Origin of the sequence: Bradyrhizobium sp. CCBAU 53415 (genome assembly GCF_028128735.1) — a bacterium.
In the GTDB taxonomy this organism is placed as follows: Bacteria; Pseudomonadota; Alphaproteobacteria; order Rhizobiales; family Xanthobacteraceae; genus Bradyrhizobium.
In genome coordinates, this window is the sequence record NZ_LBJF01000027.1 from 994997 (window position 1) to 1017831 (window position 22835).

The 22835-nt window shown below is 66.7% G+C and carries 21 protein-coding genes; 2 read left to right on the forward strand and 19 right to left on the reverse strand.

Features of this window, described 5'->3' with window-relative positions; genetic code table 11:
- Positions 1-46: 46 nt before the first annotated feature.
- Together XH87_RS32700 and XH87_RS32705 are read right to left on the reverse strand one after the other, a co-directional pair.
- A complete protein-coding gene (locus XH87_RS32700; RefSeq protein ID WP_035699187.1) occupies positions 47-718 on the reverse strand; it encodes a response regulator transcription factor in 672 nt (223 codons plus the stop codon).
- Positions 715-2592 carry an ATP-binding protein gene (locus tag XH87_RS32705; RefSeq protein WP_271590416.1) on the reverse strand — a complete coding sequence of 626 codons (1878 nt, stop codon included), beginning with the start codon at positions 2590-2592 and terminating at the stop codon, positions 715-717. Before XH87_RS32705 ends, XH87_RS32700 begins: the two co-directional genes overlap by 4 nt.
- A gap of 455 nt (positions 2593-3047) precedes the next feature.
- Between XH87_RS32705 and XH87_RS32710 the strand changes: the two genes are divergently transcribed.
- Together XH87_RS32710 and XH87_RS32715 are read left to right on the forward strand one after the other, a co-directional pair.
- Positions 3048-3902, forward strand: a complete 855-nt coding sequence (locus XH87_RS32710) for a helix-turn-helix domain-containing protein (RefSeq protein WP_271590417.1) — start codon at positions 3048-3050, stop codon at positions 3900-3902.
- A complete protein-coding gene (locus XH87_RS32715) occupies positions 3899-4153 on the forward strand; it encodes a hypothetical protein (RefSeq protein ID WP_035699184.1) in 255 nt (84 codons plus the stop codon). The genes XH87_RS32710 and XH87_RS32715 overlap by 4 nt, the downstream gene beginning before the upstream one ends.
- Positions 4154-4175: 22 nt before the next feature.
- On the opposite strand, the gene XH87_RS32720 is transcribed toward XH87_RS32715, so the two are convergent.
- The 17 genes from XH87_RS32720 to XH87_RS32800 are packed head-to-tail and all read right to left on the reverse strand — an operon-like array spanning position 4176 to position 22834.
- On the reverse strand, positions 4176-4802 hold the full coding sequence (locus XH87_RS32720; RefSeq protein ID WP_271590418.1) for an FMN-dependent NADH-azoreductase: 627 nt from the start codon (positions 4800-4802) through the stop codon (positions 4176-4178).
- Positions 4803-4805: 3 nt separating this feature from the next.
- Positions 4806-6380 carry an isochorismatase family protein gene (locus XH87_RS32725; RefSeq protein WP_271590419.1) on the reverse strand — a complete coding sequence of 525 codons (1575 nt, stop codon included), beginning with the start codon at positions 6378-6380 and terminating at the stop codon, positions 4806-4808.
- Between the two features lie 19 nt (positions 6381-6399).
- On the reverse strand, positions 6400-7248 hold the full coding sequence (locus XH87_RS32730) for an MBL fold metallo-hydrolase (protein ID WP_158669297.1): 849 nt from the start codon (positions 7246-7248) through the stop codon (positions 6400-6402).
- Positions 7249-7278: 30 nt separating this feature from the next.
- Complete coding sequence (locus tag XH87_RS32735) at positions 7279-8163, reverse strand: amidohydrolase family protein (protein WP_271590420.1); 885 nt, start codon at positions 8161-8163, stop codon at positions 7279-7281.
- Complete coding sequence (locus tag XH87_RS32740) at positions 8160-9281, reverse strand: vWA domain-containing protein (protein WP_271590421.1); 1122 nt, start codon at positions 9279-9281, stop codon at positions 8160-8162. Before XH87_RS32740 ends, XH87_RS32735 begins: the two co-directional genes overlap by 4 nt.
- Positions 9278-10159, reverse strand: coding sequence for an AAA family ATPase (locus XH87_RS32745; RefSeq protein ID WP_035699172.1), 882 nt, complete (start codon positions 10157-10159; stop codon positions 9278-9280). Before XH87_RS32745 ends, XH87_RS32740 begins: the two co-directional genes overlap by 4 nt.
- A gap of 9 nt (positions 10160-10168) precedes the next feature.
- Positions 10169-11191: a xanthine dehydrogenase family protein molybdopterin-binding subunit gene (locus tag XH87_RS32750; protein WP_091887626.1), complete on the reverse strand. Its 1023-nt coding sequence runs from the start codon at positions 11189-11191 to the stop codon at positions 10169-10171.
- The gene (locus XH87_RS32755; protein WP_271590422.1) at positions 11192-12784 is read right to left on the reverse strand and encodes a xanthine dehydrogenase family protein molybdopterin-binding subunit; all 1593 of its coding nucleotides are present in this window, start codon (positions 12782-12784) and stop codon (positions 11192-11194) included.
- A gap of 12 nt (positions 12785-12796) precedes the next feature.
- A complete protein-coding gene (locus XH87_RS32760; protein ID WP_271590423.1) occupies positions 12797-13273 on the reverse strand; it encodes a (2Fe-2S)-binding protein in 477 nt (158 codons plus the stop codon).
- A gap of 17 nt (positions 13274-13290) precedes the next feature.
- Entirely contained in the window at positions 13291-14109 is an 819-nt protein-coding gene (locus XH87_RS32765) for an FAD binding domain-containing protein (protein ID WP_271590424.1), read from the reverse strand.
- 3 nt (positions 14110-14112) lie between these two features.
- Positions 14113-14556, reverse strand: a complete 444-nt coding sequence (locus XH87_RS32770; RefSeq protein ID WP_271590425.1) for an SRPBCC family protein — start codon at positions 14554-14556, stop codon at positions 14113-14115.
- A gap of 2 nt (positions 14557-14558) precedes the next feature.
- On the reverse strand, positions 14559-14996 hold the full coding sequence (locus XH87_RS32775; protein WP_035699161.1) for an SRPBCC family protein: 438 nt from the start codon (positions 14994-14996) through the stop codon (positions 14559-14561).
- A 10-nt stretch (positions 14997-15006) separates the two neighbouring features.
- Positions 15007-17910: a flotillin family protein gene (locus XH87_RS32780; protein ID WP_271590426.1), complete on the reverse strand. Its 2904-nt coding sequence runs from the start codon at positions 17908-17910 to the stop codon at positions 15007-15009.
- 26 nt (positions 17911-17936) lie between these two features.
- The gene (locus XH87_RS32785; protein ID WP_035699146.1) at positions 17937-18770 is read right to left on the reverse strand and encodes a phosphoenolpyruvate hydrolase family protein; all 834 of its coding nucleotides are present in this window, start codon (positions 18768-18770) and stop codon (positions 17937-17939) included.
- A 3-nt stretch (positions 18771-18773) separates the two neighbouring features.
- Positions 18774-20984, reverse strand: coding sequence for an ABC transporter permease (locus XH87_RS32790; protein WP_271590427.1), 2211 nt, complete (start codon positions 20982-20984; stop codon positions 18774-18776).
- On the reverse strand, positions 20977-21759 hold the full coding sequence (locus XH87_RS32795) for an ABC transporter ATP-binding protein (RefSeq protein WP_025035423.1): 783 nt from the start codon (positions 21757-21759) through the stop codon (positions 20977-20979). Before XH87_RS32795 ends, XH87_RS32790 begins: the two co-directional genes overlap by 8 nt.
- Positions 21752-22834, reverse strand: coding sequence for a branched-chain amino acid ABC transporter permease (locus tag XH87_RS32800; RefSeq protein WP_271590428.1), 1083 nt, complete (start codon positions 22832-22834; stop codon positions 21752-21754). The genes XH87_RS32795 and XH87_RS32800 overlap by 8 nt, the downstream gene beginning before the upstream one ends.
- Position 22835: the final 1 nt, after the last annotated feature.

The window sequence follows — 22835 nt, forward strand, 5'->3', positions numbered from 1 at the left end:
CCGACGACGCCTTATGCACCCGAGGGCAGGACCGCCGAAATTATACTCAGGTTTGGTCCGTAGTCCTGCGGGTTTGGGAAACTCCGAGCGCCTCGGCCTTGCGAACGAGGTCGGCCAGTGACCTAACCCCCATCTTGCGCATGACGTTCCCGCGGTGGATTTTGACCGTGATCTCGCTGAGGCCGATCAGGGCGGCCACCTGTTTGTTCATCAGGCCCGAGGTGACATGGCCCATCACCTCGCGCTCGCGCGCCGTCAGGGTCTCGTACTGGGCGCGGATGTCCTCCTTGGTCGCGGCTTCGGCGCGGTGCTGAGCATCACGCTCGAGCGCTGCCGTCACGGCATCAAGCATGTCCTGGTCGCGGAACGGCTTGGAAAGGAAGTCGACGGCGCCGGCCTTCATGGCGCGCACCGACATCGGAATGTCCCCGTGGCCGGTCATGAAGATGATCGGATAGCTGATGCCCTGCCGGACGAACTGGCTCTGCAGATCGAGCCCGCTCACGCCCGGAAGGCGTACGTCCAGCACGATGCAGCCGGGGCCGTCGGGCAGCGAGCCGGCGAGCAATTCGGCCGGCGAGCCGAACAGGCGCGTCTCGAGACCGACGGATCGGAACAAGCTGTCGAGCGAGGCCCGGATGCCTGCGTCGTCGTCGACGACGATGACGATCGCGTTGGAGGGCCGGGCTGGCGGCAGCGCCTGGTTTGGTCGTGTCATGGCGAGGCGTGCTCTTGGCTGAATGGCAATGTCAGGTGGAATGTCGTTCCCGAGCCCGGGGTGCTCACCACCGACAATCGTCCGCCGTGAGCTTCCACCGTGGTGCGGCAGATCGCAAGCCCCATGCCCATTCCGCCATCCTTCGTCGTGAAGAACGGATCAAACAGGCGCGGCAGGTCGTCAGGCTGGATGCCAGGGCCGCTGTCCTGCACCGTGATGGCGAGGGTTTCGCTGTCCACGCTGCCGGCGCGCAGCGTGATGGTGCGGGAACCGGGCCGGCCTGACATGGCCTGGCTGGCATTGATCAGAAGATTGACCAGGACTTGTTGCAGCTGAACCCGGTCGCCGCGAACCGGCGGCAGGCCGTGCTGCGCCTCGACGGTGAGGGCGACGTCGTCCTTGGCGAGCTCGCGTGCCACCAGTGCGGTCGCCTCCTCGATGATCTCGGCGACTTGCAGCATGTCCCGCTGGGGCGGGGCCTTCTTCAGGAAGGTCCGGATGCGGGTCACGATCTCGCTGGCGCGGCGGCCCTGAGCAACGACACGGTCGATCGTCGTCGCAACTTCCTTGAGATCGGGTACGTCGCGCCGCAGCCACCGCAAGCCGGCTTCGCCGCTGGTCACGATCGCCGCCAGCGGCTGGTTCACCTCGTGCGCAATCGACGCGCTGAGCTCGCCGAGGGTGGCGACGCGCGCAGCATGGGCGAGCTCGGCTTGTGCCGCGAGCAGCGCGTCCTGCGCCTGCCGGCGCTCGGTGATGTCGACGACGAAGATGAGCACGTTGTGATTTTCGTCGGATTGAGGCGGAAAGGTGATGGTGAACAGCACGGGGACCTTCCGTCCGTCGAGGCGCACGAGTTCGGTCTCCCCTTCGTGGAACCGTTCTCCCTCCGCGAATGCGACCAGCGCTTCGAGGAAACTGCGATCGTTCTCGCCCAGCAGCTTGTCCACGTTCTGGATGAAGGCCGCAGAGCTGCTCGTTCCCGCCATCTTCTGCAGGGCGGGATTGACGTCGATGATTGCGGCGAGCCCGCGGGCATGCCGGACGAAATCGGGGTTTCGTGCCAGATAAGCGCGCAGATCCGCCGCTCCGGTCGATAGCGAATCCAGTGCGGCCCGCAGTCCGCTCCAGTCCTCCTCGACGACGCCAATCCGGCTTGCGTCGAACATCCGGCGGTAACGCTGCTCGCTCTGCACCAGCGCGCTGTGCGCCGCCACGTGGTCCGTGACGTCGGTGTGCGTTTCGAGCACGCCGACAGCTTTGCCGAGATGGTCGCGCTGCAGGGCCCAGCGGGCATCGACCGCGAGTGCGGCGCCGGCCCTCGTCCGTTGCTCCACCCTGCCTTCCCATCGCCCGGTATCGAGCAGGCTGGCCTCGATGGCTTCCCTCCGGTCGGGATAGCTGGTTCGCAGAAGCCTGTCGGCGACCTGCCCGAGCGCCTCATCGGCTGACCAGCCGTAGGTCTGTTCCGCGGCCTTGTTCCAGAAATTGATCACGCCGGCGCGATCGCGGACGAAGATCATGTCATGCGAGAGGTTGAGCAGGCGCGCCTGCGCCGCCAGGCGATTGGTCGCGGCATGATTCTGGAGCGCGAGCAGGGTCGTGATGGCGATGGCCGCGAGGCTCACCAGGGCACGAAGGGCCGCCGAGCCGATGGGCTCGTGATCATGCGATAACAGATACGCGGTGATCGTCAGGGCGGCACAGCCAATCGCGGCGACGATGATGTCATTGCGCCGGCTTGTCCTCGCCGCGAGCAGGATCGCCACGACGTAGAGAACCGCGACCGCGCCCTCGAGCGGCGTCAGCACGTCGACCAGGAAAACCGCGAGGGCGAGGAAGGCGGACCAGAACCGCAGGCCGGCGCGGCTCATGGATGAACCCGTGGGCCGATCAAGAGTTCGTCATCGTCACAGGCGGTGCTTCTTCTCATCGCAGCCGCGTTGATGCCGCGATTTGATCGCGTCCACAATATCCAGCCGGCGGATTTTCGTGCTCTCGTGGAAGACCTCGTGGACAGTTGACGCCGGCACGGGCGCCGACAGGGTGGGTCCCCGGCGGAACAAGGCTCATTGGTGATTTTGCCGATCGCAGGCGCGTCAACTTACCGCAGGCAGGCGGGGGCACCCGGCTCGAGCGTCCCAAACGAGGTGTTCCGCCCGCCCTCTCGCCCGGCATCATACTTGCGTATGATGCGGTTAACCCGAGACCTTATCCCTGCACCCGCGCGTAGAATGGAGCGCGCGCATCGCCGAATTAATCTGCTCCCATCGCATTCGGACAAGCCGGTCGGCATTGCCGGTGCGAAATGGGACAAGGAGGTTCGACGATGTCGCTGCAGGTGTCATACTCGCAAAATTCCAAGGATCTTGCCGCCGCCGCAATTGACGTCTCGTCAATCGACGGCCCGCGGCTGCGGCCATCGAGACGTTCGCCGCGTTCCGGCGAGGAGGCCGTGACGCTTTCCCTCGTGCATCTGGATGTGGCGCTGGCCATCGAGCAGCCTGCGCCGGACGTGCAGGGATCTGCCAATGGGGGGCCGAGCTTCAGGGTGTCCGCGAAGCGTCTTGCACACGCGTCCGCGGAGTCTGATCGGGAGACGGGTGCGGAGGCGCTCACGGACCCGGTGATGCGGCGCCTTTCGGATGCACTTGCGGCCACCAAAGCCATGCACCATCCCGATTCCGCCATTCTCGTCGACGCATTGCGCCTGGCCATTCTGACCCGCAAGGCCAGCGGAGGGACGACGGTCGGACGAGGCCAGTCCGAGTTGGCCGAGGGCGCCCGCGGAGGGCGCGGTTGCCGGGCGGTACGGTCGTTGCAGAAATGGCGCCTCAAGCGCGTCATGCAATATGTCGATGACAATCTGGACGCGAAGGTCACCTTGCAGCATCTGGCCGCCGTTGCCGGCCTGAGCCGGATGCACTTCGCCGCGCAGTTCCGGGCGGCCGTCGGCATGCGGCCGCACGACTATCTGCTGAAGCGGCGGATCGAACGAGCCCAGGAATTGCTGCAGCGGTCCGACATCTCGCTCGTCGACATCGCCTTGACCGTCGGGTTCCAGACACAGGCCCATTTCACGACGGTGTTCAAGCGCTTCGCCGGCGATACGCCATATCAATGGAGGAGTGCTCACCTCGCGCAGTTTCTGCCGCTGCCGCGCCCCGAAGCGAGGGCGTCATGAGCGGCGTCGGTATGCAGGGCCTGTTGCTGCCGCTGCTCGGCATCAACTTGGCGCTGGCGCACCACGAGTTCATGGGATTGTTCGAGATCGCTCGCGTTCTCGGTTCCTCCTATCGCTTCGCATCCTCGGGGTCCGGGTTAGGCGCCCTTTACGGTCGTTTCACCGTGAACTTCTGCAGGATCATTGTCGGAGGCGTCGTACACCATTCATCAATGGAGCGGTCGATCGATGAAGCGGTCCCGCAGACTTGAAAGAGACAGGCACTGGCTCCAATCAAAAGGTCGCGGCCATTGCAGCGAGGCGCTGATGGGCCCTTTCACGGGCAGCATCGATCGGCTGCTGCGGTCCCGTGGTTGGACCGATCAGCACGAAACTGACATTGCTGATTCCGATGAAGCGCAGGATTTCCCGTAAGTAAGGCGTTGCCATATCGATCCGGCCGCGGTTCATTCCGGTGCCAAAATCGCTGCCGCTGGCGATGATGATCAGCGTCGGCCGATCCTGCAGCAGCGGGAAATATCCCTGCGACGGATCGAAGCGAAAGGTGAGCCCGGGCTGGACGATGATGTCGAACCACTGCTTGAGCTTGTAGGGAAGGCCAAAGTTCCACATCGGGGTCGAGATCAGCACCCGATCGGCGAGCGAAAAGCGCAGCGCCATTCGCTCGGCCTCGGCAAAGCTGTCGCGTTGCGCCTGGGTGAAGGCCCGAGCCGTCATGCGCGCATACTTGGCTTCGACAATGGGGCCCGTAAATTCCGGCATCCGCTCGCGCCAGATGTCCACCACATCGACGTCCCAATCCGGCCGGGCGCGGCGGAATCCGTCAAGAAAGACGCGCGCCCCGGCACTCGACTCGGACTCGGCGCGGGGCGAGCATGACAGGTGCAGCAGCTTTGCCACAGCTCATCCCAGCGCTCTGATGACGGTATCGGCCCTGGTCACGACCGCGACGTTCTGCATCGCGAAATTGATCGAGGCATTGTGCCAATCGGAATTCATCGTCGAGCAGCAATCCTCGGGCACGATCATGAAATAGCCCTTGTCGGCACCGGTGCGCGCGGTGTGTTCGACCGACATGTTGGTCCAGGCACCGGTGTTGATGATCATGTCGCGGCCGGTCGCTTTCAGGATCGTCTCCAGCCGCGTACCCTCCCAGGCACTCATACGCATCTTCTCGACGACGAAGTCGCCGGGCCGCGGTTCGAGGCCGGAGACGGGGGCCGCGCCCCAGCTTCCGCGCACCATCGCCTTGCTGTCGACGAGGCCCTCGAACAGCGGCGCATTCAGCGTGACCCCGGGCGCGCCGGGCTCGACGACGAACCAGACGTGGATGATGGCAACGCCGCGGGCGCGTGCGGTCTCGGCGAGGCGGCGGACGTTGTCCACCACGTGCTGTTGCCGCGCATGTCCAGGCGCGCCCGACTCGGCGAAAGCGCCGCCATCCATGATGACGTCGTTCTGGAGATCCTGGATGATCATGGCGCAGCGTTGCGGATCGAGCCGCATCTCGCCCTCGGTCAAGACGGGCGAGGCTGGCGATGAGCTCGGGCCTGTTCCGCCGCCGGCGCGCCTGCCGCTCATGTAGGGCTCGTGGCGGGGGCCGACCCTGGTCGCGATTGCGTACACCGAATGGGTCGAGGTCAAATACAGCGTGCGGAAATCCGGACCGCCCCAGGCGAGGTTGGCGACCAGCTCGGGCACGCGGACCTTGCCGAGCAGCTCCCCGCGCGACGAATAAACCCAGACGCCGCCGGGAGCGGTGACCCACACATTGCCATGCTGATCGCATTTCATGCCGTCGGGCACGCCTGGCTCGAGCTCGGAGCGAATGCCGCTGGCGAAGACGCGCGCGTCCGACAGCGAACCATCGCTGTTGACGTCGAATACGCGGATCAGCGCTTGCACGGTGTCGTTGACATAAAGCAGCCTCTCGTCCGGCGAGAAGCACAGCCCGTTCGGCTGATCGAACAGGTTTCGCTCGACCACGAGCTTCGGCTCGCCGCCGGGCACGACGCGATAGACGCCCTGGAAGCCGAGCTGGCGTGGCCGCTCGACGCCATAGACCGGCATCCGGCCATACCAGGGATCGGAGAAATAGATCGCGCCGGACGAATGGACGCAGGCGTCGTTCGGGCTGTTGAGCTCCTGGCCCTGGAAGTGCGAAGCCAGCACCTCCCGTCGCCCGTCCGGATGCTCGCGGATCAGCGACGACGTCGCGTGCTCGCAGACGATGAGGTTGAGCTCGGCATCATAGGTCATGCCGTTGCATTTGTTCGAGGGACGCTTGACCTCGACGACGCCGCGCCGCGCGTCCCAGCGCCGCCGCACGTCGCCCGGCATGTCCGAGAACAGCAGATAATGATCGACCGGATGCCAGATCGGCCCTTCCGTGAAGTCGAAGCCGGTGCCGATTTGCGCGACCGGCGCATAGGGGTCGATCAGGGTCTCGAATTCGCTTCGCAAGGTGACGTGGGTCATCGGTTGATCCTCGACAACATCAAGCCGGGAACCAGTTGCGCTGGGGCAGCGACTGCACGATCGGGCCGGGGACCTGATCGTGCAGCCGCCCGACGACATGGCCGCCCTCGATCTTGGCGGGACGATCGTGCACGGGAAGGAGATAGCGCGAACTGCTGAGAAGTTTCTTGATCGCAGCTTTTTCCGCGCGCTTGCTGGTGCCGTGGTTGCCGGTGGTGCGCGGCTCCCAATCGTGGATTTCGTTGAAGGGCGTCACGATCTGGTCGTTGAAGTCGTAGATCACGTCGCCGCAGATGGTCGCGATGCCATCGGCGGTGTGGACGATGATGTTCATCGATCCCTCGGTGTGGGCGTTGGCGGCATCGCAATAGACCCCGGGCATCAGCTCGATCGGGCCGGTGATCTCGAGGTCCAGGAAGCGCAGCGCGCTCTTGGTATGCAGGCGGTCGATCAGGTGCTTGATGTCGGGCGCCGGATATTGCGGGTGCATCAGGCCGGAGACGGAATATTCAAGCTCCTTGCGGTTGAGCACGACGGTCGTGTTCATCGGGAACAGGTCGTCCTTGCCGGCATGGTCGATGTGCAGATGAGTGTGGCAGACGAAGCGGACGTCGCCCATGCGGACGCCGTGACGCGCGAGCTGGTTCTCGATCATGTTCTCGTGGTACTGAAGCCCCCGCATCCCCAGCGTTTCCATGATCTGGTTGGAGCGATAGCCGGTGTCGACCACGACAGGGTAGGGGCCGCCGAGGATCAGGAAGCCGAGGGTAAGGACGCGGCGGGTGCGGCCGCAGTCGCGGCCGAGCACCAGAAAGCTCGATTCCAGCTCGATATCGCCGTAGTCCAGGATCTTGATCTCCAGCGCCATTCGGTTCTCTCCTGTCTTGTTTCTTCTCTGTCAAAGCCGATAGACGCGCCTCGCCGTCGTGCGGAAGATCGCGTCCTGTTGTTCCGCACTGAACGGGGCTGCGGCCGCGCGAAACGCACCGACGAGCTCGCGATAGCTGGTCCATAGTTTCTCGATCGGGAAATTGGAGCCGAACAGGCAGCGCTCGGCGCCGAAAATCGCGACGGTGTCCGTGAGCACGGCCGCGATGTGCGCGGCGTCGTTGCGATGGATGAAGGTGCCGAGCCCGGACAGCTTCGAGACCACGTTCGGACAGGTCGCGAGCCTGGCCATCCCGGCGCGCCAGGCCGCACGGCCCGCCGGCGAGAGGTCTTCGAGCATGCCCGCATGCTGAAGGACGAACATCACGTCGGGACAGGACCGGGCGAGCTGCGCGGCATCCGGCATTTGCGGGGTGAAGACCTGCAGGTCGAAGCTCCAGCCGTAATCGGCCAGACGCGCGACGTTGCGACGGATCGTCGGGTCGGCGCAGAGATCCGGACGGGCCGCGAAGCGGTAGAGCGGGTTCTCGTGCCAGTGCAGTTGCATGCGCACGCCACGCAGCAGTGGATAGCGCTTGAGACGGTCGAGCTGCGGGCGGACATCCTCGGCCGCGAAATTGGCATAGGCCACGATGGCATGCGGCCAGCCATGCTCGTCGGCGGTCCGCTGCACCCAGGCTGCCTCGTCTTCGAAATGCTCTGGTGCCCAGTTGGTCTGCACGTAGACCGAGTGCGTGACGCCGGTGGCCTCGAGATCGTCGAGATATTCCCGGATTGGATAATCGCGCCGGATCGGCTCGTACGGTCCGAAGATGCGGGGCTGCATGGGGCCGGTCAGCCAGGGCAGGTCGGCCTGCCGCCAGATGTGATGATGGCCGTCGACAATGTCGTTCACGCAGCTCTCCTTCGTCCCAGTGCCAGTACATGGGCGACGATCGAGGCGCTCGATCCGCCGTCCACGAGATCGTCGACGAAGCGCTCGATCGCGACCAGCGCTTCGGTCTGCGGCCGGAAGGCCGGGCTTGTGGCGAGCGGCGTCAGCCAGCTCAGGCGCCAGGCCCGCCGCGATAGCTTCGCGACGGCGTCGCGAAGGGTGCCGGGCTCGCCGCGTTCGAGCCCGTCGGACACGATGACCACGGCGGCGCCGCGGGCATATGCGCCGAACCGCGGCACGGTGAGGAAAGCCTGCAGTGCATCACCAATGCGGGTGCCGCCATCCCAGTCGCTGACCAGATGTGCCGCGGCGTTGAGCGCCTGTTCGCGGCGCTTCAGCCTTAGCGCGCGGGTGACACGGGTCAGCCGCGTGCCGAAGGTGAACACCTCGACATTCGGCGCTGCCTGCACCAGCGCATGCGCAAGCTTCATGTTCTCCTCGGTGCGGCTCTTCATCGAGCCGGAGACGTCGATCAGCAGCAGCATCTTGCGCGGGCGCTGACGCCGCTTCATGTGGCCGAGACGGAGGATCTCGCCGTCGCTGCGGACGCTGTCGCGAAGAGTGCGGCGGAGATCGGCGAAGGGGCCGCGGCGCGCCCGCAAGCGGCGGTGCCCGCGCCGCCGCGGCAGGCGGCGAGGGGCCTCTCGTGCCAGGCGCCGGAGCGCATCGGTCGTGGAGAGTTGCGCAAAGCGGCGCTCGACCAGTGCCTCGGTGCGCGTTGCGCCAAGGCCGGACTCGTTGGCGTCGTCGGAGAGCAGGGGATCCTCGTCGCCGCGACCTTCCTCCTGCAGACGGACGGTCTCATCGTCCTCGCCGTCTTCGGCATGCTCGATCGCCTCGCTGCCGCGGAAGTGAAGGTCGAACAGCCGGTCGAAGGTGGCGCGGCGCTCGGGCGGTGGCGCGAGGGTGGCGAGCCCAGACTGCCTGATGTCGTCGAGATCGCGCGGACCCAGCAGCGCGATCGCACCGAGAAATGCGGCGGTCTGCTCCGGCGCGACGGCGAAGCCGTTGGCGCGCAGCAGCGCGACGAAGGAAACGAAGATGCGGGCAGCGCGCGGAAGCTGCAGCTCGGCGCTCATGCGGTTGCCTCCGCGAGCATGGCATCGAGCCGGGGCGCGATGAAGTGCAGGTCCTCCTCGTCCTTCAGCGCCACGCCGATCGAGCGCTTGAAGGCATCCGGCCAGCGCGCGCCGCCCTTGTTGAGGAGCGTCGCGGCCTCGGCCCAATCGACTGCCTCGGCGATGCCGGGGGCCTTGCTTAGCGGTTCGCGCCGCAATTTTTCGACGGCCGCGACGACGGCGCGCGCCGTGGCTTCGGCGACGCTGGATGCGCGCATCATGATGATGCGCGCCTCCCGCTCGGCGGTTGGATAATCGATCCAGTGATAGACGCAACGGCGGCGCAGCGCCTCGTGCAGGTCACGCGTCCGGTTCGAGGTCAGCACGACCACGGGGCGCTCCGCCGCGCGGACCGTGCCGCGCTCGGGGATGGAGATCTGGAAGTCGGAGAGGAATTCGAGCAGGAACGCCTCGAACTCCTGGTCGGCACGGTCGATCTCGTCGATCAGCAGGACGGTCGAGTCCGGCGCGCGCAGCGCCGCCAGCATCGGCCGCTCGATCAGGAAGGTCTCGCCGTAGATGTCGATGCTGTCGTCGCCGGCCTGCCGGATCGCGAGCATCTGGCGCGGGTAGTTCCATTCGTAGAGCGCGGCGGAGGCGTCGATGCCCTCATAGCATTGCAGGCGGATCAGGCGCCGGCCGAGCACGGCGGCGATGGCCTTCGCGGCTTCCGTCTTGCCGACGCCGGGCGCACCCTCGAGCAGCAGCGGCTTGCCGAGTGCGAGCCCGAGATAGGCGGCAGTCGCAAGGCCCTCGTCGGCGAGGTAGTAGGCTGCCCGAAGCGCCTTCTCCAGCGCCTCGGGACTGTCGATGCCGACGATGTTGCCGCGAACCGCCATGGACGAGCCTCAGCGCCGTGCCTGCGGCCGCGCGCCGCCCTGGGCCTTGATTGCCCGCAGCACTTTTTCGGGCGTGATCGGCAGATCGTCGATGCGAACGCCGACGGCGTTGAAGATCGCATTTGCGACCGCCGGCAGCACCGGATTGGCGCACATCTCGCCCGGTCCCTTGGCCCCGAACGGCCCGTCGGGCGCGGGACGTTCCAGCACCGCGATATCGTGCGGGCAGATGTCGCCGGGACCGGGCATCAGATATTCGACGAAGTCGCGGGGCCCGTGAGCCGGATCGGGATAGTAGGGCTCGGGCGTCTCGTAGAGCGCGTGACTGACGCCCATCCAGGCGCCGCCGACGAGCTGCTGCTCGACCAGGCGCGGGTTGAGCGCGCGGCCGAGCTCATAGGCGGAGTCCATCCGGACCATCGCGACCTCGCCGGTCTCGTCGTCGACCTCGACCTCGGCGACCAGGCAGGCATGGGCGTAGCAGGTCGCCGGCGACATCTCGCCGGTTTCGGGGTCGACGTCCGACAACGGCACGAGGAAGATGCCGCGGCCGGAAATGGTCTTGCCCTGCTTGAACTGCGCGGCGATCGCGACATCCTTGGTCGAGATCGAGCGATGCGGCGCGCCCTTGACGTGGATATTGCCGCGCCCGTCGGTTTCGAGATCGGCGGCGTTGACCTCGAGCTCCTCGGCCGCGGCCTCCATCATCACGCCGCGCGCCTCGCGGGCGGCGGCCATCACGGCGTTGCCGACGCGGTGGGTGCCGCGCGAGGCGAACGAGCCCATGCAGTGCGGGCCGGTATCGGAATCGGCGGTGTCGACATAGACGTCCTCGACCGGGACGCCCAGCGTCTCCGCGCAGATCTGCCGCGTCACCGATTTCATGCCCTGGCCGAGATCGATCGACGACAGCGCCACGGTGAACTTGCCGCTGGGGTTGGAATGCACCAGCGCCTGGCTCGGATCGCCGCCGAGATTCATGCCGATGGGATAGTTGATCGACGCCATGCCGCGTCCGCGATGCCGGGTCATCTAGCGCCTCCTGGTGCCGAACACGGAGGAGAAGCGGGTCGCGCCGTGCGAAGGCGTGGCCGGCCGCGACGAGGGCGGCGGCGGACTTGATGGTGGCGGCTCGCGCGGCGGTTCGCGGGTGACGGTGGGCGGGAGCCGGTCGTAACTCGTGCGCTGCTGCGAAGGAGCCGTCGGCCTTGCGCGCGAGTCCGTTGGTGTCGGCGGGATCACGGCGCGGCTGCCGCCGCCGTCCCTGCGCGAGGAGGCACGCCTGAACTCGTCGCGGATCGGCCATTTGGCCTTCTCGGCGGCGACCTGCACGCATTCGATCAGCGCGGTGTTCTTGGCCTCGCGCCGGTGCGCCTTCATGTCGCCGTCGCGATAGGCGTTCAGAATCCGAAACTCCATCGGGTCCATGCCGACGAGATTTGCCAGCTTGTCCATTTGGCATTCGATCGCAAAGTCCATCGCGGTCACGCCGAAGCCGCGCATGGCAGTCGCCGGCGTGCGATTGGTGAAGACGCAATAAACATCGCCATAGACGTTCGGGATGGTGTAGGGGCCCGGCAGATGCGCGGCGCATTTCACCGCGGCATAGCTGGACAGCCGCGTATAGGCGCCGCTGTCGAAATAGGCGCGAATTTTTCGGGCGACGATGCGGCCGTCTCGCATGACGCCGTCCTTGATGTAGATACGCTCGGCGCCGCGCGGCGGGCCGTATTGCATCTCCTCCTCGCGGCCGAACATGTAGCGGACGGGGCGCCCGGTCATCATGGCGCCGAGGATCGCGAGCGGCTCGGTCAAGGTATCCACCTTGCCGCCAAACCCGCCGCCCACCGTGCCGCCGATGAAGTGGAAGGTGTTGGAGGGCACGTCCAGGATCTTGGCACAGGTGTCGACCGAGAAGAACAGCGCCTGCGTCGAGGTGTAGACGACGTAGCGGCCGTTGGTGTCGGGCGCGGCGATGGCGCCGTTGGTCTCGGTCGGCGCGTGCTCGATCGGCGACATCTGGTAGCGCTGCTCGAGCACGTGGTCGGCGGTCGCAAGCGCCGCATCGGCATCGCCAAAGCGCAGGCGCTGATGGTCATAGACGTCGTGATAGATGAAGGCGTTCTTCGGATAGGTCTCGTTGACCACGGGTGCGCCCGGCTTGAGCGCATCCTCGACGTCGAACACGGTCGGCAGCGGCTCGTAGTCGACCCGGACCTTTGCGATGGCTTCGAAGGCCTCGCGCTCGCTATCGGCGACGACGGCGAGGATTGGCTCGCCCTTGTAGCGAACCTTGTCGACAGCCAGCGACGGCTCGTCGTCCTTGCCGAAGTTGATCAGGCTGAGCAGCGTGTTGAGATTGACCGGCACATCAGTGCCGCGAATGATCCGTCGCACGCCGGCGGAGCGCTCGGCGTCCGTGGTGTCGATCCGGCGGATCCGCGCATGCGCCTGGGTCGAGCGCACGACCTTCAGGTGCAGCATGCCCTGCAGCTTGTGGTCATTGAAATAGCTGGATGTGCCCGTGACATGGCCGAGCATGTCCTGGCGCTGGGTGCCCTTGCCGATTTCCTTCAAATTATCGTCGCGCTCGTCAGCGAAGATATCTTTGCGCAGTTCCAGCATGGTCGCATTCCCTTACACGCTGACCCGGCCGCCGGCGGCGGCGAGGATGGCGTTGATGATCGGCTCGTAGCCGGTGCAGCGGCAGATATTGCCGGAGATCGCCTCGATGACGTCGGCCCGGCTCGGGGAGGGATTGCGGTCGAGCAGCGCCTTGGCGGCCATCAGCATGCCCGGCGTGCAATAGCCGCATTGCGCGGCGAAATTGTCGGCGAAGGCGCGTTGCAGCGGATGCAGGTTCGGGCCCTGCTTCATGCCGTCGAGCGTCTCGATGGAGCGGCCGGCGACCGTCTCCGCCAGTGTCAGGCAGGACAAGTGAAGCTCGCCGTCGATCAGCACGCTGCAGGTGCCGCAGCCACCCTGGCCGCAGCCGAATTTCGGCGTCATGTCGCCGATCAATTCGCGCAGCGCGACCAGGAGATTGGTGCCGCCGTCGACGAAAATCGCGACGTCGCGGCCGTTGTGGCGGAATTGCAGGGGTATCTTGGACATGGCGAATTATTCCTTGTCTATTCCTGGCCTGACAGCAGGCGCCGCAGATGCACGCCGACGATCTCGCGGCGATACCAGGCGCTGCCGAGCGCGTTGTCGGATGGCGAAGTTCCCTCGGCTGCCGCTGATGCGGCAGCAGCGATGGTTGCTGCATCCAGCGAGCGGCCCTCCAGCGCCCGCTCGGCGGCGCGGGCGCGGATCTGCGTCGGCGCCATCGATCCCAGTGCGATCCGGGCACCGGCGATCCGGCCGCCGCTGATCGGCAGATGCGCGGCCAGCGTGATGACCGAGCCGCCCTTGGGCTTGATGCGGGCGATCTTGCGATAGCGAAAGGCGTCCGTGCTCGCCGGCCTTGTGCAGGAGACCGACAGCACCAGCGCCCCGGCCTGCCGGTCGCGCGCCTGCAGGAATTCTTCGATCGGAACGTCGCGGGTGCCGAAGCCGCCTTGCACCGCGATGGTGGCGTCGAGCGCCAGCAGCGCCACGGTGAAATCGCCGTAGGGACTCGGCGCGAACAGATTGCCGCCGATGGTCCCCATATTGCGCACGGCGGGGCCGCCGATCGAGCGGGCGGGAGCGTGCAGGAAGGCGAGGTCGCGCTCGGCGAGGATGCGCGCGAAGGTGACGCCGGCGCCCAGCATGATGCGCGGGCCGGACGCATCGATGCGGGTGAGCGCCTGATCGCTGGCGCGAACGACGGTCGAGATCGAGACGTCGCCCTCGTTCAGCGCGCGCATCACCAGCGTACCGCCGCCGAGGTAGCGCGTGCTGCGGTCGGCGGATAGCGCTCCGGCTGCCTCGCTTGCATTCGCAAAGGTCTTTACCGTCACGGCCATGGCTCAAGCGGCCTCCTTCACATGCCGGCGGATCGCTTCGAACCCGGCCTGATAGATGTCTTCCGCGACCATGTGGGTGATGCGGTCGCGGTCCTCGGGTCTCGTCGTGAAGCGCGACTCCCAGTGCCAGAAGGTACGGTCGCCGTCGGTGACCGGCAGCAGGCGGACATGGGCGACGTAGTTGAACATCGGGATCGGCGTATCGAGCAGGCAGTAGCTGAAGGTCTGTTCGAGGTCGGACAGGGCCAGCAATTGCTCGCGCAGTTCGGAGCCGTCCTTGAGCTTGAACCGTCTCACGCAGCCGATCTTGTCGGCGGATTGGGCGCGCTCGATCGACGAGGTCGCGACCGCCGGATGCCACCGATCATGCCCGTTGAAATCGCGTAGCACGTTCCACACCGCGTCGGTCGGCGTGTTCAGGATCGTGCTCTTGACGATATGCGGCACGGCTAGCCTCCAAACACGCGCTTCAGCGCATCGAAGCCGCCCTGGAACACGCCGCCGCCGATGTTGTTGACGAGTTCGGTCTCCCGCTCCGGCGCGCAATCGAACTCGGCGGTCCACTCCATGAAGGTCTGGTCACCGTCGGTGACGGGCGTGAGCCGCAGGGTCGCGACGTAGTTCTCGACACCCATCGGGGATTCCAGGATCGAGTAGGTGCAGAACATGTCGTAGTCGGAGAGGCCGAGCAGCTTCTCGCGGATGCGGTCGCCGTTGCGCAGGCGAAAATCTCGCACACAACCGATCTTGTCGGCGGGCTCGCCGCCCTCGATCCGGCTTTCGGCGATCGCCGGATGCCAGTTCGGCAGACCGTTGAAGTCGCGCACCCGCGCCCAGACGCGGTCGTTGCGGGCGTTGACGACGGTTGAGACGTAGACGCGGGCCATGGTTCAGACCTCAGCTCTTCTTTCGTGGCCCGCGCTCGGCCGGCGGCTCGCCGCCCTCGGGTGCGGGCGGGGAGGCCGCAGGCTTGTCGCTGCCGCCGCCGCTCTTGCGCGCGGAATCCTTGATGCCCTGCATGTCGCGGGCCTCGCGGATCAGGCCGGGCATCTTTGCGAGACTGCCGCCCTCGACGCCGATGTCGGACAGGATGGAGTCGATCAGCGGCGCCTGGACGCGGTAGCGCAGTGCCGAGTCGATCACCTCGTCGGTGGCGCTGCGGCCGCCATTGCCGCCGTGGCTGTTGCCGTTGAGGCCATCGACCTGGAGGATGCGGATTCCCTCGATCTTCTCCATCGGCTTGACGCTCTCGCGCACGATGCCCTCGATGCGGTCGAGCAGTTTTCTGCGGAACAGCGAGTAACGGGCCTGATCTGTCAGTACGTTCTCGGCTTCGTTGAGCATGCGCTGCGCCTCTGCCTCCACCGCTGCGCGCACGCGCTCGGCCTCAGCCGCGATCCGGGTTTCCTCCGCCTGTTTCTCGGCCAGCAGGACCTCGACGGTCTTGCGGCGTTTTGCAATCTCGCTCTCGCGGGCGGTGACGACGCGCTCGGCGGCTTCAGTTGCCCGCATCCGCGCCTCCTCGGCGGCGGCGCGAGCAGCGGACTCCTCCAGTGACTTCTGGTGGATCGCGATGGCCTTCTCCATCAGGACCGTCTCGACGTCCTTTTCGCGATTGACCTCGAGCTTGCGCAGCTCGCGCTCGCGGCCGATACGGGCCTCGTCGAGGCCGCGGTCGGAGGCGATGCGGGCACGCTCGACCTCCTCGCGGGAGGCAATCTCGGCTTCCTGCAAGGATTGCACGCGGGCGACCTCGAGCTGCTCGATCGCCCGCCGCCGCTCGATGCGGGCGGCCTCCAGCGCCTGCTCGCGCGAGACGTCGGTGGTCTCGACCTCCTTGCGGGCGACGATCTCGGCCTGCTTGACTTGCCGGTCGGCATCGATCCGTTCGGAGCGCTTGGTCGAGAGGGCAATGACCCGGTTCTCGTCGGCGATCTCGATTGCCTTCTTCTGCTCGATGTTGAGCACCTCGCGCTGCTTCGAGGAATTGATGCGTTCGGCCTCGAGCGCCAGATCGACGGTGATACGCTGGCGCTCGATCGCGTCACGCCGCTTCAGCTCGGCCGCCTCCAAGACGCCGGTCCGCTCGATCTCCAGCGCGCGGGTTTCGCGCTCGGCCTGGATGCGCTCGGCCGCAACTGCCTTCTCCTGGGCGATGCGTGCCGCCTCGATCGCCTCGCGCGAGGCGATGTCGGCTTCCTCGACGGCGCGGTTGCGGGCGATCTCCAGCGAACGGACGCGCTCCTCCTGAGCGATGCGCGTCGCCTCCGTGGTCTCTCGCGCGGCGATGCCGGCGACATCAAGCGCCTGGTTGCGCTCGATCTCGAGCTGCCGTGTGTTCTGCTCGGCGGCGATGCGCTCGGCGGCGAGCGTCCGCTCGCGGGCGATGCGGGCTGCCTCGACCGCGCGCTGCGCCTCGATCTCGGCCTCCTGGATGGTGCGCACCTGCTGGATCTCCAGCGCGCGGGTGCGCTCGTCGGAGGAGATGCGCTCGACATTGACGGTCAGGGTCTGGGCGATGCGGGCCTTTTCGGTCGCCTCGCGCGCGGCGATCTCGGCCTCGTCCACGGCACGCGTGCGTTCGATCTCGCGGCGCCTCGTCTCCTCCTCGTTGGCGATCCGCGCATCGGTGACGACGCGGTCCTGCTGGATCCGGGCCTTTTCGATGGCTTCGCGGGCGGAAATTTCGGCTTCCTCGACCGTGCGCATCCGCTCGATCTCGCGTTGGCGCACCTCGCGCTCGGAGGCGATGCGGCTCGTGTCGATCGAGCGCTGATTGGCGATCCGGGTCTTCTCGATCTCCTCGCGTGCCAGCAGCTCCTTCTCCTCGATGGTGCGGGTCCGTTCGATCTCCTTCTGCCGGGTCTCGCGCTCGGAGGCGATGCGGGCTTCCGCGATCGCCTGGTCATTGGCGATGCGGGCGCGCTCGATGGCCTCGCGGGCGGAGATCTGGGCCTGCTCGGCCTCGGTCTCACGCAGCGCGCGTTCGCGGGCCACCTCCGTGCGCTGGAGCGCGCGGCGCATCTCGATGTCGCGTTCCTGCTCGAGGCGCGCGGTCTCGCTCTCCCGCTCGATCTCGAGCGCCTGCCGCTCGGCCTCCAGATTGCGCGAGCGGATCTTGATCATCGAATCCTGCTCGATGTCGTTGCGCAGCTTCCGTTTCGCCTCGATGTCCTCCATCAGGCGGGTCAGGCCTTCCGCATCGAACCGGTTCGAGGGATTGAAGAACTCGAGGTCGGTCTGGTCGAGATCGGTGATCGCGACCGATTCCAGCTCGAGGCCGTTCTGCGCGAGGGCCTCTGCTGCATTGGTCTTGACGCGCGCGACATAGTCGCCGCGCCGCTCGTGCATCTCCTCCATCGTCATCTCGGAGGCGACCGAACGGATCGCGGAAATGAATTTGCCGGCGAGCAGCGCGTGCAGCTGCTCCGGCTCCATGGTGCGGCGTCCGAGGGTAGCCGCGGCGATCGACACGGCTTCGCGGGTCGGTTGCACCCGGACGTAGAAGTCGGCCTCGATGTCGACGCGCATGCGGTCGCGGGTGATCACGGCATCCTGTCGCGAGCGCACGATGCCCATCGGCAGCACGTTCATATTGACCGGCGTGTAATCGTGGATGAATGGCAGCACGAAGGCGCCGCCATTGATCACCACGCGTTCGCCGAGGAAACCGGTCCGGACGAACGAGGTCTCCTTGGAGGAGCGATGGTAGAGCCAGTTCACGATATAGACGCCCACCACGATCACGATGATCGCGACGATCAGCCAGAGGATCAATTCACCGACCAACATCCCCGACATCCTTCCCTCCCTCGAACCATCAGGCGTTACTGCGCGCCGATCGCCTTGAATTGACGTACCTGCTCCGTCAGCGCCCGCTCCACGGGCAGCCGCTCCATCGAGGACGCGCCGTAGAAGCCATGGCAATGGCGGGTATTCTTCATGATGAAATCGGCATCGGCGGGATCCGCGATCGGGCCGCCATGCGCCAGCACCAGGATATCCGGATTGACGCTGAGCGCCGCCGAGGCCCAGGTGTCGATACGCGCGGGGCAGTCCTTGAGCTTGGGCGCGGTCTGTGCGCCGATCGTGCCGCCGGTCGTCAGGCCCATGTGACAGACGATGATATCGGCGCCGGCGATCGCCATCGCGGCGGCCTCCTTCTCGCTGAACACATAGGGCGTCGTCAGCATGTCCTTGTCGTGCGCCCTGGCGATCATGTCGATCTCGAGGGCATAGGACATGCCGGTCTCTTCGAGATTGGCACGGAAGGTGCCGTCGATCAGGCCGACCGTCGGAAAGTTCTGGACGCCTGAGAAGCCAAGCGCCTTCAGCTGGTCGAGGAAGACATCCATGTCGCGGAACGGATCGGTGCCGTTGACGCCCGCAAGCACCGGGGTCTGGCCGACCACCGGGAGCACTTCACCGGCCATCTCCAGCACGATGGCATTGGCGTCGCCATAGGCCATCAGGCCCGCGAGCGAGCCGCGACCGGCCATGCGATAGCGGCCCGAATTGTAGATGACGATGAGATCGACGCCGCCGGCTTCCTCGCACTTGGCCGACAGACCGGTGCCGGCGCCGCCTCCGACGATCGGCTCACCGCGCCTTGCCATGTCGCGAAACTTTTTCAAGAGGGCTGCGCGTTCAAACCTGGCCATCGGTCACCTCGCTAGTCTCCGCCGCGCGCCGGTGCGGCCGAACAAGGTTCGGAACGCACTGACGATGGCGGCGGCGAAGTCGGGATCGTTGATGTTCTTGGGGACACGAATGAGTTGCCGGTTGCCGGTCTGCCGCACGTTGCGCTCCAGCGCGCGGAACAGGGCGGCATCCGCCTCCGGGTCCCAGAATGGCTGGCCTGGCGCATCGAGCGCGGAGACACCGCCCTCGGGCAGGAAGAAGCGCACCGGGCCGTCCATCTGGTTGAGCCGCTCGCCGATCCAGCGGCCCATGCGCTCGTTCTCTTCCGCCGTCGTCCGCATTAGCGTCACTTGCGGATTGTGGACATGGAACTTGCGGCCGCGGTAGCGTTCGGGAACGGTGTCGGGCGCGCCGAAATTGACCATGTCGAGGGCGCCGACCGAACCGACATAGGGCAGCCGGCTGCGGATGATCGCGCCAAAGCGATCCTCCGTCGCCGGAAACACGCCACCCATCAGCAGGTCGCAGATCTCGGTCGTGGTGAGGTCGATCACGCCGGCGATCTGCCCGGACTCGACGAGTTTTTCCATGGAGCGACCGCCGACGCCGGTGGCGTGGAAGACCAGGCATTCGAAATCATCGCGCAGCTCGGCTGCGATCTTCTGCACGGCCGGCGTCGTGACGCCGAACATGGTGATGCCGACCGCGGGCAGGCTGCCGGCCTCGTGTGCCGTGGCGGCGCGTTGATCGACTCGCGCCTTGACCATGCCTGCGAGCGCATAGGCGCCGTTGGCGAGCACCGCGCGCGAGATCGAGTTCAGCCCCTGCACGTCGGTGACCGAATACATCATCGTGATGTCGGCGGGGCCGACATAGGGCCCGACGTCGCCGGAGGCGACGGAGGAGATGATCAGCTTGGGCACGCCGACGGGCAGCGTGCGCATGGCCGGTGCGACCAGCGACGCCGCACCCGAGCCGCCGGCCGAGATCACGCCGGCGACGTTGCCCTGGCGCCGCAGCCAGTTGACGAAGGCATCCGCCATCGCGGTCACGGCGGCGCCGCGGTCGGGGCCGAACACGGCCGCTCCACCGCGGCCGTGGTTCAGCGCGATCTCCTGCGCGGAGACATCGCAGCTGGAATGCCGGCCGCTGGTCGAAACGTCGATCAGCCGTGTGCGAAGGCCGGTGCCTGCGATGATGTCGCGGATGAAGCGCAGCTCAGGGCCCTTGGTGTCGAGCGTGCCCACGACCAGCACGACAGGCGGCCCCGCGGTCTGCACCGCCATCGGCTCGCGCCTGCGCCGCGTCGTCTCCTCCAGCCGCGTAACCCCGGTCGAGCGCGTGCGGGCCGCCGCCTCGATGCGGGCGATCGGGACCGGTTGCGACCATCGCGTCGGCGGCGTCGGGTTGGAGATGTAGATGCGGATCGGCCCGCCGGGGCGCAGCGCCGGCGCGGGCTTCGCCTCAGGGCCGGACACAGTGACGTCGACATCCGGCTCGAGCTCGGCGTGAAGCCCGACGCCGAGCAGGCGCTGCTGGAGCTCGCGGTCGGCGGCAAGTCGGCCGGAGTCGATGATACGGTTGATGCGGCCGTTGACCATGATCGCGACGCTGCGGGAAATCGCGGTGGCGACACCAATGTTCTGCTCGATCACGAGCACGGACATGTCACCGTCCTCACCGAGCCGCAGCAGCATCTCCTCCACTTGCGCCACGATGACGGGCGCAAGGCCTTCGGTCGGCTCGTCCATGATCAGCAGATGCGGATTGGTGAGCAGCGCGCGCGAGATCGCCAGCATCTGTTGCTCGCCGCCGGAGAGCTGACCGCCGCCGTGATCCCTGCGCTCGGCGAGGCGCGGGAAGGTGTCGTAGATGCGCTCGACGGTCCAGGCACCGGAGCGCATGCTGCCGGCGAGCCGCAAATGCTCGTCGACGCTGAGCGAGCGCCAGAGACGGCGGCCCTGCGGCACATAGCCGACGCCGAGCCGGGCGATCTGGGCCGGCGGTCTCCGCGTGATGTCCTCGCCGCGGACCCGGATCGAGCCGCCGCTCACCTCCACCAGGCCCATGATCGCCTTGCAAAGGGTGGTCTTGCCCATGCCGTTGCGGCCGACGACGGAGAACACGCCGCTCTCCAGCGTGAGGTCGACGCCTTGCAGCGCGTGTGAATGGCCGTAGTAGACGTCGAGGCCGCGGACCTCGAGCGCTGCGCCGGTGCGGCGAGCCTCATTCATGGCCGCCTCCGAGGTAGAGCTCCTGCACCTCGGGATCGGACTGGATCTCCTGCGGCAGGCCTTCCTTGAAGATGCGGCCGTTGTGCATCATCGTGACGCTCTCGACGACGCGCAAGGCGACGTCCATGTCGTGCTCGATGATGATGTAGCCGATATGCGCCGGCAGCGAGGTCAGGATCTCGATCAGCTCGGCCCGTTCGGTCGGCGACAGGCCTGCGGCCGGCTCGTCGAACAGGACGAAGCGCGGCGCGCCGGCGAGCGCGAGCGCGATCTCGAGCTGGCGCTGCTGGCCGTGCGCCAGCTCGGCCACGCGCTGATCCTTCACGGCGGACAGATGCACGGCCTGCACGAGATTGTCGGCCGCGTGCATCAGGGCATCGTTCTGTCCCGGGCGCAGGAACGAGAAGCGTCCCCGCGAGACGCCGCGGCAGGCGAGATAGACGTTGTCCTGCACGGTGAGGCCGGGGAACAGAGCCGAGATCTGGTAGGTGCGGCGTAGTCCGCGCCGGATGCGCTCATAGGGCGGGAAGTGCGTGACGTCCTCGCCGAAGAAGCGGATGGTGCCGGAGGAGGGCGGGAAGTCGCCAGTGATGCAGTTGAACAGCGTGGTCTTGCCGGCGCCGTTCGAGCCGAGCACGGCGCGCCGCTCGCCCGGGCGCACGGTGATGGTGACGTCGGTCAGCGCCGCGAGCGCGCCGAACAGCCTTGTCACCCCGCGCAGCTCCAGCGCGGCGCCGGCGCCGACGGCCGAGAGGCGTTGCGCGACGCTATCCATGGCCGCGTCCTCCGCCCGGTCGTTTCGCCGCCGGACGCTGGCTCTGACGCCAGCGCTGCCATAGGCCGATGACACCATCCGACGACCAGAACACGATGGCGAGGAAGCCGAGCCCGATCAGCAGCCGGAAGCGGTTGCCGTCGAGTCCAAGCCGGACCAGGAAGTCGAGCGCGAAGGTGCGGAGCAGCACGAAGATGAGCGCGCCGATGAAGGGGCCGATCGGGCGCGTGATGCCGCCGACGACCGCGATGATCAGCACATCGATGCAGGCGCCGACACTGACCGAGCCCGGCGAGATCTGGCGATAGTTCCACACCTGGAGGACGCCGGCGAGCGCAGCCACGAAGGAGGCGAAGGCATAGGCGGCGATGCGGTGCGCATTGACGTTGAAGCCGAGCGCCGCCATGCGCCGCGGATTGTCGCGCACGCCCTGAAGCGCAAGTCCGAACGGCGCGCGCGAGAGATATTCGACGGCAAAATAGCAGAGCGCGGCGACCGCGAGCACGACGTAGTAGAAGGGAATGTCGGCGCGCCAGTTCACGCCCCAGAAATGCGGCGTGGCCACGGTGTTGATGCCGGTATGGCCGTTGAAGATCGCCCAGTTCTGGTTGGTGAAATAGTAGAAGGCAGCGCCAATCGCGAGCGTGATCATGATGGTGTAGATGCCTTCGGTGCGCACCGCGAGCGCGCCGCCGAGCGTGCCGAACGCGGTGGCCAGGGCCAGCGCCATCGGCACTGCGAGCCACCACGGCCAGCCCAGGCTGATATTGGCGTTGCCGCTGATGCCGAACACGGCGACCATGTAGGCGGAGAAGCCGGCGATGGTGAGCTGCATCAGGCTGACCATGCCGCCATAGCCGGCGAGGAACATCAGGCTCAGTGCCATGATGCCGAGGATCAGCGTGGTCGCAAAAATCTCGATCAGGAAGAAACCGTTGGCGATCAGCGGCATGATCAGGAGAATGGCCGCGACGATCCAGGCGGCGGGATTGTTGACTTCCGGCCATGTCCGCATCGGGCGCTGCGCCACGGTGGCAGGGCGGATGGCAACGCGGGCATCGTGTGCGAGCGACATC